Source organism: Paenibacillus sp. FSL E2-0177 (assembly GCF_037992975.1).
Taxonomy (GTDB): domain Bacteria; phylum Bacillota; class Bacilli; order Paenibacillales; family Paenibacillaceae; genus Paenibacillus_AQ; species Paenibacillus_AQ odorifer.
The window spans coordinates 5,898,340-5,915,277 of the sequence record NZ_CP150307.1 but is presented as its reverse complement, the minus strand read 5'-3'; the positions used below and the strand labels follow the sequence as shown (position 1 = coordinate 5,915,277).

At 46.4% G+C, this 16,938-nt stretch carries 11 protein-coding genes; 9 read left to right on the top strand and 2 right to left on the bottom strand.

The window, feature by feature from the left end:
• Window positions 1-183: 183 nt before the first annotated feature.
• Window positions 184-5,541 carry a carbohydrate binding domain-containing protein gene (locus MHI25_RS26315; RefSeq protein WP_340394594.1) on the top strand — a complete coding sequence of 1,786 codons (5,358 nt, stop codon included), beginning with the start codon at window positions 184-186 and terminating at the stop codon, window positions 5,539-5,541.
• Window positions 5,542-5,613: 72 nt separating this feature from the next.
• Here the strand turns inward: MHI25_RS26315 and MHI25_RS26310 are convergent, their stop codons facing one another.
• Entirely contained in the window at window positions 5,614-6,171 is a 558-nt protein-coding gene (locus MHI25_RS26310) for a transcriptional regulator (RefSeq protein WP_036685364.1), read from the bottom strand.
• 256 nt (window positions 6,172-6,427) lie between these two features.
• On the opposite strand from MHI25_RS26310, the gene MHI25_RS26305 reads away from it, so the two are divergent.
• The 8 genes from MHI25_RS26305 (at window position 6,428) to MHI25_RS26270 (ending at window position 14,956) form a co-directional block, all read left to right on the top strand.
• On the top strand, window positions 6,428-7,621 hold the full coding sequence (locus MHI25_RS26305; protein ID WP_036685362.1) for a glycine betaine/L-proline ABC transporter ATP-binding protein: 1,194 nt from the start codon (window positions 6,428-6,430) through the stop codon (window positions 7,619-7,621).
• Window positions 7,621-8,454: a proline/glycine betaine ABC transporter permease gene (locus MHI25_RS26300; RefSeq protein ID WP_036685360.1), complete on the top strand. Its 834-nt coding sequence runs from the start codon at window positions 7,621-7,623 to the stop codon at window positions 8,452-8,454. The genes MHI25_RS26305 and MHI25_RS26300 overlap by 1 nt, the downstream gene beginning before the upstream one ends.
• A gap of 13 nt (window positions 8,455-8,467) precedes the next feature.
• Window positions 8,468-9,337: a glycine betaine ABC transporter substrate-binding protein gene (locus MHI25_RS26295; RefSeq protein WP_340394593.1), complete on the top strand. Its 870-nt coding sequence runs from the start codon at window positions 8,468-8,470 to the stop codon at window positions 9,335-9,337.
• Window positions 9,338-9,624: 287 nt separating this feature from the next.
• Entirely contained in the window at window positions 9,625-10,236 is a 612-nt protein-coding gene (locus MHI25_RS26290; RefSeq protein ID WP_076099392.1) for a VTT domain-containing protein, read from the top strand.
• A gap of 154 nt (window positions 10,237-10,390) precedes the next feature.
• Window positions 10,391-11,470: a sporulation protein YunB gene (gene yunB / locus MHI25_RS26285; protein WP_076184782.1), complete on the top strand. Its 1,080-nt coding sequence runs from the start codon at window positions 10,391-10,393 to the stop codon at window positions 11,468-11,470.
• 69 nt (window positions 11,471-11,539) lie between these two features.
• A complete protein-coding gene (locus MHI25_RS26280; RefSeq protein WP_076184781.1) occupies window positions 11,540-13,024 on the top strand; it encodes a hypothetical protein in 1,485 nt (494 codons plus the stop codon).
• A complete protein-coding gene (locus tag MHI25_RS26275; RefSeq protein ID WP_076184780.1) occupies window positions 13,021-14,226 on the top strand; it encodes a hypothetical protein in 1,206 nt (401 codons plus the stop codon). Before MHI25_RS26280 ends, MHI25_RS26275 begins: the two co-directional genes overlap by 4 nt.
• Window positions 14,219-14,956, top strand: coding sequence for a glycosyltransferase (locus tag MHI25_RS26270; protein WP_076193397.1), 738 nt, complete (start codon window positions 14,219-14,221; stop codon window positions 14,954-14,956). Before MHI25_RS26275 ends, MHI25_RS26270 begins: the two co-directional genes overlap by 8 nt.
• Before the next feature lie 25 nt (window positions 14,957-14,981).
• Here MHI25_RS26270 and MHI25_RS26265 read toward each other — a convergent pair whose 3' ends face one another.
• Window positions 14,982-16,931 carry a glycosyltransferase gene (locus MHI25_RS26265; protein ID WP_076193395.1) on the bottom strand — a complete coding sequence of 650 codons (1,950 nt, stop codon included), beginning with the start codon at window positions 16,929-16,931 and terminating at the stop codon, window positions 14,982-14,984.
• Window positions 16,932-16,938 lie beyond the last annotated feature (7 nt).

The window sequence follows — 16,938 nt, the reverse complement described above, 5'->3', positions numbered from 1 at the left end:
TTGCCGAAACAAGTCAAATATATATTTCACTATGCAGATTTATTCCAAAATAATCTATGTAAAAAAATTCAAAATTACATCTTTACAAAAATAGAAAACTAAGCAACAATAGCATTGTCGAAACCGATTTCGATTTTTCGCTTGAATTACGAATATTACGAAATTCGAGGAGTGATGTTTAGGATGAAAAGGAATTTCACAGCAGCACTTGCTGCTATGCTCCTTGTCACCGGGCTGCTATCACCGGTTGGGAGCATGAATGCTTCAGCGGCAGAGGCGTTAAAGGAAAGCTCACCTGATTCAGCGGCAACGAAAGTGGAAAATGAACCAATCAATGGATTGAAAGCGTTTACTGATGTATCTCCAAGTCATTGGGCCGCAGGCCCATTACAGCGTTGGAGCGCAAATGGGATCATAAGCGGATATGACGACGGGTCGTTTCGTCCGGGTAAGGAAGTCACGAAGGCAGAATTCGCAGCTATTATGAATCGTATATTTAATTATCAGGAGCAATCGGATAAGGTTCCCGCTGATGTCCAGGCTACAGACTGGTATAAAAATGATATAGCCAAAGGGATTGCAGCTGGATATTTAAGCAGTGATCAGAAGAACAATATTTATCCTTCAAAAGCACTTTCGCGCGCTGAGGCGGCGTTAGCATTGGAGAAAGTGTTTCGTTTCAATGCAGACAAAAGCAGTACAGCAGCATTCACCGATCTGAACGGAGTCAGCGATGAAACCGCAAAAGCAATAGCTGTTCTATCGAGTGCAGGTTTTGTAAAAGGATATCCTGGAGGTTTGTTTAAGCCAGATGGTGGGATCACCCGTGCAGAGTTAGCTCAGTTGGCTGATCGAATGGTTTCGGGACTCCTCCTGAAATCAGGAGAGACTTCACTAGGAACAGTAAAGGGCAATGTAGTCATTAATCGGGCTGACGTGATTCTTAAAGACACGGTCATCCAAGGTAATCTTTATCTAACCGAGGGGATAGCTGAAGGGAATGCAAAGCTTGAAGGTGTAAAGGTAACAGGGACTACTTTTGTACGGGGAGGCGGCGAGCAAAGTATCGGCTTATACCATACTTCTCTTGGACTGCTTCAAGTAGCCAAGCCTAATGGTAAGGTTCGGGTTTATGCCAGCGGGTCAACAGCTGTGGGTACTGTGCATCTGCTATCTGGGGCAATCTTGGAAGAAAGTAGCGATCTTACCGGGGCAGGGTTTGGGGATGTTGAGATGGATGTCGTTCCTCACAATATTTCGCTTCGCGGAACATTTGCAGCGGTTCGTTCGGCAGACTCAGCAGTCAGCGGTTCTTTGTTAAGAATCCTTGGAACTGTCGGCAGCCTTATTCTGGGAAGTCCGGCCCAATTAACATTGGAGAACAATTCACAAGTGGCGGCACTAATCCTATCTGCGAGCGCTGGAGGTACAACAATTCAAGGCAGCGGAAGCGTAACCACAATAGATAACAAAGCCGATGGAGTAACGATTGGCGGTGTAGCATTAAAAAAAGGAAACACTGGCAAAACAACATTGCCAATAGCAAGCTCAGCGCCAAGCAGTTCGGGAAATGTAGGTCCAATATCGACACCAAACTCCACACCTGAAGCAACGGCGGCACCTACGGCAACTGCTACGCCAATCGAAACACCAACACCAACACCAACACCAACACCAACACCAACACCAACAGCCACACCGACACCAACAGCCACACCGACACCAACAGCCACACCGACACCAACAGCCACACCGACACCAACAGCCACACCGACACCAACAGCCACACCGACACCAACAGCCACACCGACACCAACACCAACACCAACACCGACACTAACACCAACACCAACAGCCACACCAACACCAACACCAACACCAACACCAACACCAACACCAACACCAACACCAACACCAACACCAACACCAACACCAACACCAACACCAACACCGACACTAACACCAACACCAACACCAACACCAACACCAACACCAACACCAACACCAACACCAACACCAACACCAACACCAACACCAACACCAACACCAACCACTGATCCGTGGACACTGGTGTGGGGGGATGAGTTTGATGATGGAGAGATTGATGCAACAAAGTGGACCTATGACCTTGGAGATGGATCGCAATACAACAATCCAGGTTGGGGAAACAATGAGAAGCAGTGGTATACCAACGATGAGAAGAATGTAAAGGAACAGGACGGTAACCTGATCATTACGGCCCACAAAGAAGAAAAAGCTGGCAAACAATATACTTCTACACGGATTAAGACTAAAGGGTTGTTTAGTAAGAAATATGGGAAATTTGAAATTCGGGCCAAAGCACCTACTGGAAAAGGGTACTGGCCGGCGATCTGGATGCTGCCGGAGAACGATGTGTACGGGACTTGGGCTGCTTCCGGTGAGCTTGATATTATGGAAGGCTGGGGCAGTCGTCCAGACACGGTAGCGGGGACGATTCATTACGGCGGTATGGCGCCGAACAATGTATACTCCGGCAAAGAATATGTATTTCCGGATAACGCTACGATTGAGCAGTTCCATACGTACTCTATTGAGTGGGAGCCGGGCGAAATTCGCTGGTATGTGGATGGTGAATTATATTCGACCAAAAATGACTGGTACAGCATCAGCAATGGGCAGCCTGCCAATAATGTGTATCCAGCACCGTTTAATCAGAAGTTCCACTTGCTGATGAATCTGGCCGTAGGCGGTAACTTTGATGGTGATCCGACTAGCGAAACCGTATTTCCAAAATCGATGGAGATTGATTACGTTAGAGTCTACGAGCTGACAGGTCGTGAGTACCGTGAGCCTGTTCCAGTTACACTGGAGAAGGCAGCCTATCCGGAAGGCTCCAAGCTTGCACTGGCAGACGGCAACATGGTCTATAACAACAATTATTCGGAGCAGGTGCCGGGGGATGGCGGTATGGGAATCCCGAATACCGCACATTGGGCACTTTATAAAGAAACAGGGGCTGAAGCTACGGTTTCTACCGTTCCTATTGGGGAGCGCAATTATGTGAAGGTAGATATCAGCAGTGGGGGCGGGAATTTTTATTCGATTCAACCCCAAGCTATCGTATCTATAGCTAAAGGCAGGTTCTATAAACTCAGCTTCGATGCCAAAACCGATATGTCCCGCAGTATGAGCGTTCGGTTAACAGGTGGAGAATCTCGTGGATTTGCAGCGTATTCTCCATCGCTTAAGGTAGATCTAACTTCAGCGATGACGCATTACGAAACGATGTTTCAAATGAAGGAGAACTCAGATATTGCTGCACGCGTCGAGTTCAACGTGGGTACCAATATTTCACCGGTATGGTTTGGTAATGTCAGATTAGAAGAGATTGAGAATATTCAATTCCCGCATGATAGTGCGAAGGAACCGCTGGCCAACGGTAATCATCTGTACAATGGTACTTTCGATATTGGCGAACCCAATCGGATGAGTTATTGGCATACGGAAGCAGCTGGTGGTGTCACGGTAGAATCAAGCGTTAATGACAATGGTCAGTTAAAGCTGCAGATTGGCGGCAGTGAAAATGGTGAGGTTCGGTTACTTCAGAAGGGAATTCAGCTCATTCAAGGGCAGGACTACGAGGTTACCTTCAATGCTTCAGTATCCTCTGCACGCACAGGAACGGTCCAACTACTAGGAAAAGACGGCAGTGTACAGGCAGAACAAACGGTTAACTTAAGCGAAGGTGAGCAAAAAATTAAAGCCACCTTTATCAATCTTGTAGGTGCAACCGATCATGAAGGACAATTCGTATTATTGTTAAACGGGGCAGCGGATACAGTCGTTCTGGATAACTTCCAGATGATACGTACTAGCTTCTATTTTGATCCATCGCTAATATATTACCCACTCCTGAATGGTGAATTTAACTTTGGGTTTAGCGCCTGGGACCGCCTGTTGACAGAGCAGGGTGGTCAGAGCAGCGCTACGGTTGTAGATGGAGCAGCGAAATTTAGCATTACGAATACCGGCAGTCAGGCGTATTCTGTAATGTTGTTTCAGAACAACTTGAAAGCTGCTGCTGGAATGGATTATGTGGTTGAATTTGATGCCAGTTCAACCGTAATCCGCAAAATCGGGGTGAACGTAGAAAATGGTACGTATCAGGCCTCGTTCAGCAATATTGTGGAGGTAACGCCGGAGACGAATCATTACAGATTCGAATTCCGGCAAGGCAGCAAGGATACATTGTCTCTTAAATTCCTGCTTGGGAAGGTTGAGGGGATTAGTATTCCTCAAAACCATGATATTATCATTGACAATGTGAAATTTGAGATCAAAAATGCACCGGCCAAACCGCAGGAGCTGCTAAGCGACAGCAGTAATAACAGAGTTTCGCAGCCGATTGAGCTTACTTTTATCGACAATGCAAATTGGCGGAATCAAATCATGGCGGTAAAGGTTAACGGTACAACACTTAATGCAGAGCAGTACACTATTGAACCGGGAAAAATCACAATTGAAGCAGCAGTATTTCCGGCAGAAGGAAGTTATACCATTACTGTTGAGGCTGAACATTATGTTACTGCAACTGTCGCGCAGACTATTCTAGCTAATGATAACAATCTAGTCATCAATGGTTCGTTTGGCAGCGATAAGACGGGCTGGACTACATGGTCCGGAGAAGGTGGCGTCTCCGCGTTTAATGTGAAGGATGGCGTAGCTGAAATCCTGATTACGTCGGCCGGATGGGAAGCGTGGCATACACAATTTTTCCAAGAGGGTATTCCACTGGAGGGCGGAAAAACATATGAGGTGAGCTTCAAAGCAAAATCAACGGTTCCGCGCCAAATTGTGTTAGAATACTCCAATACTTCAGCTGCTTCCGCGCAAGCTAAGTTTGATATTCATGCGGATTGGGCTACTTATACAGCACAATTTACGGTGTCGAACAGCAACCCGCTGAAGCTTAATTATCTGATCGGCAAAACGCTGGGCGCTGATCCTGCGGCTAACAGTACACCGCATACGATTTCTTTTGACGATATTGTGGTCAGGGAGGTACAAGGGGGTCCACCAGTAACACCGCCAAGCGGTACGCTGGATAATGGAACCTTCGATGTAGATGCAACGGGCTGGAGCCAGTATTTTGACGGAATCGGATCTGCTTCTGTTCAAGAGGGGGAATTTGCTATCAACTTAACAGGTACCGGGCAAGCCCCTTATAGCGCACAGGTGGATTACGAAAATCTCAAGCTCGTTCAGGGAAAAACGTACACCTTGAAGTTTAAAGCTCGTTCTACAGTAAACCGCAATATTCAGGTAGCTGTGGAGCATAAGGGCGGGGACTACACCAAATATATGGAAGCTGAGCTTGTTGCCTTGACCCAGAATATGGACGAATACAGCTACACTTTTACCATGAATGGGGCAACAGACGCTGGTGTTCATCTGGTGTTTTTGCTAGGGCTTATAGATGGGAATAGTATGGAGACGAATAGTGAAATTAGCGCGGGCAGTACAATTTATTTAGATGATGTAAGCTTGATCGAAGGGTAAACGAAAAAAACGGCAGTGTTTTCCTTTTACAGGAGCACTGTCGTTTTTTTGTGTGTTTTTTGTGGGTTTGATTTAAGTTTCTTTAGGGATAAATTCAAAAATCTTGCCACTCTCAAAAGATTCTATTAGTTTCAGCAACCAGCGGTAGTAGTTAATGGATTCAGTTATTTTTTCTTCATCTGTATTTAAGAGCTGCATAAGTTTACTATCGTCACTATACTCTTTTTTCATATCGTTAATTTCTGCAAGTGATTTCGCTAGTGAGATCATATTACCTTCGACGGCTTTTCTCCATTTAATAGAGAAGTAATCACTGAAGTTCTGATGCCAGTCAGGCACAGTGGTGAACAAGTCTTTGCGCGTCCCTCTCCCCCATACTTTGTCGATCATTTTCAGATCTAGAAGGGTACGGACTCCCGTACTCATGGACGTTTTACTCATTCCCATTGTTTTACTGAGTTCATCCAGTGTCACTGGACCTTGATTGAAGTACATATAACCGTATAAATGTCCAATAGACAAGGTAATGCCATACAGATCCATGTTTTTGCCGATAGAATCGATCACACGTTCACGGGCTTTACTAATCTTCTCTATTTGTTCGGGCGTAAGCCCTTCTAAATCGTTCATGATGTCCCTCCTGAGGAATAGGTCGATAGACTGCAACCTTATACAATGTATTGTAATCAAATCCCCCTCCATAAGTAAAGAATTCATGAAGAAAGGAATTTGGCGTAAAACAGAGTATTCCATACATAAAGTTCATAAAGTTAAAACTGTACACTAAATTTTATCCGTATATGGTGTTTGCATGAATTTTCAATAGTCCGGTAAACTACTATAAGTGAACTAAACCCGGATAACATTTCGGGAGAAGGAGGACGGCATGGCTATTATAGAGGTGAAACAACTAACCAAAGTATTCGGTCATGATGCGGGACGCGCGATTCCTTTATTAGAGCAAGGGATGTCGAAGGAAAAAATTGCTCAGGAATTGAAGTTGACAGTCGGAGTCAACAAAGCCGAATTCAGCATTGAAGAAGGAGAAATATTCGTCATTATGGGTTTGTCCGGCAGCGGTAAGTCGACGCTGGTTCGTTTGTTGAACCGCTTGATTGAGCCTACAGGGGGGCAAGTTCTTTTTAAAGGGAAAGATGTTGTGAAAATGAATCCGGAGCAGCTGCGCCAATTCAGACGGAAGAACATCGGCATGGTGTTTCAGAAGTTCGCATTATTTCCACATCGAAGCGTACTGGAGAATGCAGCATACGGGCTTGAAGTTCAGGGCGTAGATAAAAAGAAAAGAACTGAACTGGCAACAGAAGCCTTGCATCTGGTAGGTCTGAAAGGTTGGGAGAATCATCGTCCTGATCAACTCAGTGGAGGGATGCAGCAGCGTGTTGGACTGGCACGGGGCCTTGCTAACGACCCGGATATCCTGCTTATGGATGAGGCATTTAGTGCACTGGATCCGCTTATTCGTAAAGACATGCAGCAAGAGCTGCTGGAATTACAGGCCAGAGTGAAGAAGACCATCGTGTTTATCACTCATGATCTAGACGAAGCTTTGCGGATTGGAGATCGGATCGCACTGATGAAGGACGGAGTCATTGTGCAAATTGGTACACCGGAAGAAATCCTCATCCAACCTGCCAATAAATATGTAGAGCGATTCGTGGAGGATGTGGACTTGTCCAAGGTGCTGACTGCAGCTCATGTAATGCGTCAGCCGGAAACAGTCAGACCTGAACGCGGGCCTCGGGTAGCGCTTCAATTAATGCGTGACAGTGGTATATTCAGTCTGTATGTAGTGGACAAGGAAAATAAGCTTCTGGGTGTTATTACAGCTGAGGATGCCCTTAAGGCACTGAATGATAATAAATCTATTCTGGAAGTAACGCGGAGAGAAATCCCACGTGTACAACCGGAAACGCTACTCAATGATTTCTTTGAATTAATATCTGAGACACATTTGCCTGTAGCCGTCGTAGATGAAGCGGATAAATTGAAGGGTATTGTGATTAAAGGAGCCGTTCTTTCCGCACTCGCCGGCAACGCGGTACCGGAAGGAGGATTATAATGGACATTCCTAAACTGCCTTTGGGAAAGGCACTCGAGTGGTTGGAAAATTGGCTGACGACTTATTGTGGGCCCCTGTTTGACTTCATCCATTCGATTATCGGTGGTATGGTGGCTGGCATTGAAAATGCACTTACCTTCCTGCCAGCACTAGTACTAATCGTGATTATTGCAGCTTTGTCTTATTGGATCGGTAAATGGCGCATGGCACTATTTGCGGTCATTGGGCTGCTTCTGATTGATAATCTTGGATTATGGGGACCTTCTATGCAGTCCTTGGCCCTTGTTCTAACCGCCTCGATATTGGCTGTAGTAATTGGTGTGCCGATTGGTATTTTATGTGCGCAGAGAAATACCGTTAGAAATATAGTTACGCCTATTTTGGACTTTATGCAGACGATGCCGGCTTTTGTATATTTATTGCCAGCGGTATCCTTTTTCTCACTGGGCGTAGTTCCAGGGGTTATTGCTTCGATTATTTTTGCAATTCCGCCAACGATTCGCTTGACCAATCTCGGAATTCGTCAGGTTTCGGAGGAACTGGTGGAGGCAGCAGATGCTTTCGGATCGACACCTACTCAGAAATTAGTTAAATTGCAGCTTCCAATCGCTTTACCAACAATTATGGCAGGTGTGAACCAGACAATTATGTTGTCACTGTCAATGGTTGTTATCTCATCGATGATTGGTGCACAGGGCGTGGGTGCCTATGTATACCGTGCGGTATCACAGGCTAAGACAGGAGACGGATTCGAAGCAGGGATTGCGATCGTTATTATCGCCATTCTGCTGGACCGTTTGACACAGAACGCACTAAAACCAAAACAAAGATAGGAGTTTTAAATAAATGAAGAAGAAAAATATAGGGGTATTCCTGTTAGTTATTATGATGATTGCTGTTATTGCTGGATGTTCTTCATCAAGTAAAGAGAAGGTAAAATTAGCATATGTAGCATGGGATTCGGAAATTGCGAGTACTTATGTAGTAAAGGAAGTACTTGAAACTAAGCTTGGAGCTACCGTTGAAATGCTGCAGGTAGATGCTGGTCCAATGTGGGCTGGGGTTGCAGACGGTAGTGCGGATGGAATGGTTGCAGCTTGGCTGCCAAGCACCCATGCGGCTTATTTAGAGAAGTACGGTGCAAAAATTGAAGATTTGGGTGCAAATCTAAATGGAACTAAGGTTGGCTTGGCTGTTCCGGCCTATATGGATATTAACTCTATTGAAGACTTGAAGAACAGTGATATGGCAGCAAAGCTGAACAATCGCATTATCGGCATTGAGCCAGGTGCCGGCATTATGACAACCACAGAAAAGGCTATCGCGGAATATGATCTTAGCGATTACACACTTCTTGAAAGCTCATCCGCAGCGATGGCTCAGGAACTGCAAAAGGCTTATGACAACAACGAGCCAATCGTTGTTACAGGCTGGACACCGCACTGGATGTTCGCCAATATGGATCTGAAATATCTGGAAGATCCAAAAGGGGTTTACGGTGCGGATGAACAGATCCACACGATGGTTCGCCAAGGTCTGAAAGATGACATACCCAATGTCTACAAATTCCTGGATCAATTCGAATGGACAGCAGAAGATATGGCCAAAGTAATGATCGAGGTTCAGGGTGGGAAGTCCCCAGAAGAAGCCGCTAAAACTTGGGTGGAAAGCAATCCGGATAAAGTGAATGCTTGGGTTGCAGGTATAGAATTGTAAGTAGATTAAAAACTGTGTTATGATGTGAAGAATAAATGGAAACAAAAATGTAACTTGTACGCTAACTACTGTTCTTTACACATTACACTTCATAAGCAAGCTCATTCAATAAAACACCCCGTAAGGGGTGTTTTTCTTGGGAATATAAGCAAAGTATTACAAGCTCTTAGTGTACCCTGCTTATATTTCAATAAGAATGGATACCTAGTTTACACACTTAAACTTATGCTTTGTCAAAGTAAATCAGGAGGCAGCTGCTGCAAGGAGTCAAGAGAGGAGACTGCTTCATGACAGAGACCATAAATACCTGGATTGATTGGCTGCTGCAAACGCTGGGCCTTAGCGGGCCATCTATTTTATTCGTGACCATCCCGCTCGCACTTTTGCAGAGTATATTAGGATTTTTTCCATTCGTAATTTTGATCGTGCTGCATGTCTCTGTTTTTAACGTAATTGGAGGCATGCTGATCAGTTGGCTGGCCTGCAATCTGGGCGGAATACTGATGTATTTTCTCATTCGGCGATATCTGTATAACTGGTTTGACCGAAAATGGAGAAGCAAACTGAAGCGCTATGATAAATGGCAGCGTTACTTGGATCGATATGGGATTTGGACACTGGTGCTATTGCGTACGATCCCGATTATTCCGAATAATGTAATCAATTTCATGTCTGCTGTTTCACCGATTAAAGCCTCATCTTTTATATGGGGAACCGTACTTGGTAATTTGTCTTATATATGGTTATTCGGTACGATCGGATCCACCCTAATTGTTCCGCGTGAAGAATGGAATGGTTATCTTACCTGGTATGCGGTGTTTATAGCTATTCTCATTGGCATCTTTATTCGGCGTCATTGGGACCATTTGCAGGAGGATAAGCGGAGCAGAATGCACTAATATCATCTTCCCAGTTCATGATCTAAAGGATGAAGAACGTTACTTCAGGCGCAGTTTGCCGGAGGGAACGTTCTTCTTTTTTGTCCTCTTAGCGAATACCTTAAATTAAGTGGAGGTGGCTTGACCTCTGCGTAAGGCGGGAGGGACTGTTGCAATGGGCAGATTGAAAAAATGGGGAAACCGAAGGCTGAGAATACCTGATCTAGGCCATTTTCGGCTGCCAAAAATAAATGGGGACACGAATCGGAGATTCTCAGCGAGAAGCTCCGCATTCAAGTCAAAACCCAGCCGGGCAGCGGTTAGGCCGCAGCGTACGCGCTTTGAAGCCAAACGTAGCAAAGGCCGCTTTAGATTATCCAGCCGGCCAGAGAGTAAGGTAACGGTTGCAGGCGGAAGAACACATAAGCCAAGAAGCCGACGTAAATTTTGGCTGATAGCATCCTTAGTAATACTTGTGCTGGTGCTGCAATCCTTGCGCTATGTGGAGCTGCATATGAAACCGCCCATCCTGCATTTAGCACAAATACGTGTGAAGCAAATCGCTACGGAATCGATTAATAAGGCGATTACCTCACAGGTTGCGAATGGAGGGAATGCGGAAGAGCTAATTGATTGGAAGACGGATAAGAACGGGAAAATATCAGGGTTCATGCTCAACTACGCGGAGCATATGCGTATTACTTCGCAAGCGGCACAGGTCATTCAGTCTACGCTGCAGGAATTGCATAATCGAACAGAATATATTCCGCTGGGGCAAGCGCTGGGCAGTCCCCTTATTGCTTCTTATGGACCCGATATTCCGATCAAGATTGAACCACAAGGTGCGGTTAAGGTTGAACTCAGCACCCGCCAGCAAAACGCTGGGATCAATATGATTCTGGTCGAGGTATACATTCATATTGTGACAGAGGTTGCAGTCGTCATTCCTTTTGATATGGAGCCGCAGGTAGTGGATACAGAAATTCCTGTGTCTTATCTGATGGTTGTTGGAGATGTACCTATGTATTATTACGATAATCAAGGTCAACCTGTGGGGGCGAACGGCAGCAGTGCTCCGGGAATTGCCATTCCTGCTCCAGCTGTAGGCGGGGATAAGAGTGGAGTAGTGGATCAGGGCAAGGATACCACCAGTAACAGTCAGAAAGATAACAGCTCGTCTCCAGCGGCAACCGATCCCGCGAGTACGGGTGCAGATCATACGGAAGAAGACAAAGGCGCGGGCGGAGGAAATTAAGGGGATATCACGCTTCAGCGCTCATAGACTATAGGTAGAACAGCTTTAATAAATGGAGCGTGAATCCTAATGTCGCAAGAATCTCTGAATGTGGAACGCTTGGCGGGAAGGTATGGGTTCTTGGAGCGCACGGGACTACTTCCACTGCCGAGTAAAGATGGACTTACCCTTGTAGTTGAGCTAAGCCGCCTGGAATGTGCCGCAGCTTGCTTACCCTTGCTGCTGCTCCATTCTGGAGAGTCTGTGCGCATTATTGCTGTGGCGATGACTCCTGATTTTCCTATGGAAACTTTAGCGGAACAGTTCTCACCGGAGCAGTCGATTCTCTTTCTTCCTTATGAAAAGGAGGAGTACATGCCTAACCAGGCTTTGGCACAGATCGAAACCAGTTTCGCGGTTTTGCTTGAAGATTCGATCATGGTATCGCCTGGCTGGCTAAGTGAGCTATTGTGGGTTCCTTTTGATGACGCTTCAGTTAAGGTGGTGGCCCCTCGCTCTTCAACCGAAAGAGGGGAAGGGAAGAAACGTCTTCACTTCGGCACCTATGATGAGTTTGCTGCTCATGTAAGCTACAATCTTGGCCGGCATCAAGGAGAATGGCGAGAGATGGATGTACTAACGGGTTCTTGCCTCCTGTTCTCTAAAGAGCTGCTTCAGCGTATCGGAGGGTTGGACACCTCGCTTCAAGTGCGGTCTCTTATGATTGCCGATTGGTGTCTTCGAGCGCGGCAGTCTGGAGCCAAGCTGGCGCTAAGTGATGCTGTGTATGTTCATGCTATACATTCACTTGATAGGGGCCAGAGAAGGATGAACGGACCAACACTTGCGGATGGCTGGCAGGCGTATAGTACAAAATGGGCACTGGAAGATGTCTTAGAAGCCGAAGAACATCTTGTACCGCAGAATGGATTCTTACAATCAACACAACCTGTTATTCCACTCGGTAAGGCAACCTTGCAAACGCCATTAGTGACGGCGATTGTTTATTGTGAAGAGGATGGGAATGGGGACCATCTTCCGCAGGAATGGGCAGCTACACAGGAGCAGCAGAGCTACAAGAATATTCGCTGGATCTGGATCAAGGACAGATGGATGAACACAGCTTCCGGCTTGCCAGTAAATGAACAGGATGTAGTGATTGCAGTTCGTGGTCAAGAGGCTTGGCTGCGGGCTTTGAAGAATGCATCTGCATTATTTGAGAGTGAGATAACTGTGTATTTATCAGACTCTATCAGGTATGAGAAATATTACGTTGAACGGGTAGTGAAGGCGATCACCCAAGGTTCCGCGGATCTGATCGTTAGTTTATCTACGGATATGGACGAAGAGGTGGGGCGGTTGCTTAGGGGGGACCCTTCGGGAATTGTTTTTCCATTAGAGCGAGTTGCTCATAAAGGCGGGAATGTGCCTGGAGTGATTACCTGTAAGGCGTCTACTTCGCACCAATTGCAGCTTCACCCTGAAGCTTCACTAACTATAGGTTATGTGGGGGATTTGTCCGAACCGCAGGGGAAGAAGGCAGATAGGAGCAGGGGCAAGGAGGCGCAGTCATGAAATATTTAATTCTGAGCAGAGGCTCCTGGGAGGAATACGAATATAAAAGACTGTTGGATCTTCTGCCCGAGCGGGAAGAGGTCTGTTTTGCCGGAAGAATGACTCTTGAGCAGCAGACTAACAGCCAGATCAAGCCGGTAATGATCGCGGATATTCATACTCTCAAGGCGAGGGAGTACACATTTCTGGTCTCTTCTCCCTATTGGCTACCAGAGGTTCTTTCTTTGCAAGCGGGATATATAGTGGCTTTATTAGAGCGCTGTCCGGAAGAAGAAAATAAGGTCTTATGGGATAAATACAGCGGCTTGCTTGGAGCAAAGGCCGATCTAGTAGGAACCCGGTCAGAACGGATCTATTTGGAGCAGAGCTTGTGCAGGGAGAATATTATTTATCTCGACGGGGATCAGCAGGAATCGTATGGAGTTGTATGTCAGCGCGAGCGGATTTATTTTCTGACAGATTATGAGATGTTGTGGAGTAAGGCGATTGAGAACTTATGGCAGGAGGAGCCCCTCCTTGCTACGGACTGGTTTAGGATTCAACTCCAGCTTAGGGCGGATTATTATACCTCGATGTGCGCCAAGCTGCCCAGCCAGCCTGTTGTACATTATTTGGCAGCATCTTATTTGTATTTGCTTGGGGACTCCACAGCGAATCGATATCTGGCGCAATCCTTTGAGTTAATGGTGCTGTATGAATATTTGGATTGCCTTATTTCACACTTCCGGTTTTTTTCTGCAATAGAAGCCAAGACAGGGAATTTGGAAACGGCGGTCCGCCAATTTGCGATTACAGCATTTACCGCAGAGGAGAAGCAAGCAGTAGAAAGGATGGAGGGCTGGCTCCATTCCGGGCAGGATGAACTGGTTCGCGCGGAGTTGTTCCACCTGAATGAGGATGAGGCAGCGGCAGTAAGAATTTTAAGTCCGCTAACTTCTCCCGAGGCAAAAGCGTTGCTGGTGCAAAATTATGTGCGGACTTTTCAATGGGAAAAGGCAATAGTGCTGCAACATGAGCAGGAAGAAAATGTGGATGAAGCCATGGAAGGCACCATACACTTGCTGTATGGCAGGCGGCACGAGGCCATTCGCAGCTTTTTAAATGCAGGAGGGCAAGACAATCAGGCATGGCCACTTTTGTCAGAGATGGCAGATCTCGAAGAGGCTGTAAGACGATTGAGAAGGAGAGTGGAGGATGAGTAGTCATAGAGGGCCACTCCGCAAAACATCAGGCAACCGTCTGACCGCTATTATGCAGGTTAGGAACGAAGCCGGAAGGTATTTAGAGCAGGTGCTGGAGGAATTAAGTGAGTTCGTGGATGATATTGTGATCGTGGATGATGGAAGTACAGATCATACGGCTCAGTTATGTCTCTCTTTTGCCAAAGTTAAGAAGCTCGTAACCCTGCAAAGCTCTTTGTTTAACCGTGAATGGGAGCTACGGCAAACATTGTGGGAGCTGGCGGTATCTACGAATCCGGATTGGCTGCTGTCTGTGGACGCCGATGAGTTCTATGAAGAGTCTGCTAAACGGGAGATGAGGCGACTCATCGATCAGGATGTGTATGACTGGGTATCCTTCCGATTATTTGATTTTTGGGGCGGCACCACACATTACCGTGAAGATGAGCATTGGAATATCCACACGAAGCATACCCGTACACTAGTCCGCTATTTGCCGAACTTTCATTATTTTTTTCCGAAAATGGATCATCATGTGCCAAGACTTCCGCTCTCTTATTCGGTATTGCCGGGGTTTCTTACCGAGCTGCGTGTGAAACATTATGGTTGGGCGATATCCCCTGAGGAGCTTCGGCGAAAATACTCGCGTTACCTGGAGCTTGATCCAGAGGGGCGCTGGGGTAGTCTGGAGCAGTACGAATCTATCCTTGATGAGCAGCCCCATCTGGTGGAATGGCAAGAGGAGCTTTGAAATCCGCATCTGATCTGCCAACCGGCTAAGTCCGGCTGGCAGATCTCAGAAGCAGCGCAGAAGGGATATGAGCTGATGGTATCCCTTGCGGATATACTTCTGCTGCGAGCTGCAGCTTGTAATAAGCGAGGCTCACGGCTGCGGTAGCCCCCCCGACTCTACGCAAAGCGGCTTCATCCTCTACATGAAGGATGGGCATCTCTCCACAGGAGTAGGCTATCGCAGCGTATAATTGCCACTCGGTACAGTCCGCAGGTGTATGATATTGAGGGTGCTTGCTGACATAAATAGAGCACCATTGTTTTTTTATGGAGGTGGGGGCTTCAAGTAATCCGTAGAGTAAGGGCTGCGGCAGACTGGACCAGTGTAAGGAAGATCCTTCCGAATGGCGATAAAGTGCTAATAAACTATTCCAAGCACCAGTCTGAAGCAGCAATTGTGCTGCATAGCTTAGATCCGAAAGATCAGCTTTAAGGCTATAATTCCCTGCTAAAATATGATGGATCGATAAAATCCCCGGTCTGTAAGGCAATAGACAGACAAGCCAGCGCATGGCAGACTCTGTATCTCCAATACGGCAAGAGAAAGCCCACAGATAGCCAAGTACAAAGGATCGGTTGGAAAGATGGGAAGGATCATGAAGCAGCTGTTCAAGCGGTGCGAGTGTCTGAAGATGTTCCGGTTGATTGTTTATTTCCAGAATCGCCTGCAATGCAGTCTGAACAGATGAGGGTAACTGGCTGGCTGTAGAAAGCTCAGCTTGCCATTCCGGATCGCGGGCATTGAGCGCTGCGGGCAGAAGATAAGTCAAAGTATCAGGAGATAAAGAGTGCAGATGGTTGTGGGTCAATGCTCGTAGTTGTGCCTTCTCTCCAGATAGAAGGCTTAGTGGGATGAGTTCTTTCCACGCCTCGTTATAATCAGGCTTATGTTGTATGGCAGCCTCGTAATGTCTCCACGCATCCGGATATTGGTATAACTTCTCACAGACTCTTCCGGCTAGTAGTTCTGTCCGATACGTTCCACTGCCTGAGGAAGAAGGGTATTTATGTGCTGTATTTCCGCTCTGAAGTGCGTTCTCCAAGAAATGCTTGGCTGAGCTGAGCTTCCCTTGTTCCAGTAACAGGAGGGCATAGCTTTCTAATAAATCAGTGAAATCGGGAAAAAGACCGCTCCCCGTACGAAAAACTTCCTCGGCTTCCTGCTTTCGGCCACATAGTTGTAAGGCGTACGCCGTCTTAAGGTAAATATCTGAGACATAACCGGAAGGGGCTGGAGCATCGGTGAGCAGCGGAAGGAGGATCTCTGCCGCTTCTTTATATTGACCCTGCTGATAATACTCTGCCCCTAACGCGTAACGAAGAAAAAGATGGTTCGGTTGAAGCCGCAGACCCCTGTTGATGAGTGCTAAATTGCGGTTATATTTATTTTTACGCATCAGTTCATCTTCTAAATATCCGTAGTGGAAAATACGCAAATCTGCATAAGTGATCTCCCCAGCTGGAAGCTCCCAAATGCTGCTGGCAATCTCCTCATGAATACTTCCACGAAAAATAATTCTTTTATCATTTTTGAATAATCGACAGACATGATCTGTAACAAAATCCGCTTCAGGTATTTCACCGACATAGTGGATAATGGGCAGCCAATACCCATGAATATACTCGGCACCAAGCAAGGGCTGGAGCAGCTCCTCACTCCAATGATCCACAGCCTCATCAGCATCCAGTACCAGAACCCAAGCGGAAGTTGCATACTCTAGGCTTATATTCCGCGCTTTGGAAAAATCATTTTCCCAAGGAATGTCGATAATCTTTGCACCGAACCTCTGAGCGATTTCTTTACTGTTATCCTCTGAGCCTGTATCCGCAATGATAATCTCAGACACTAGCCCGCGCACAGAGGATAAGCATTTCTCCAGATGGTTTGCCTCGTTCTTAATAATCATGCAAAGTGTGATATCCGGTGTGGTCATAGGAATA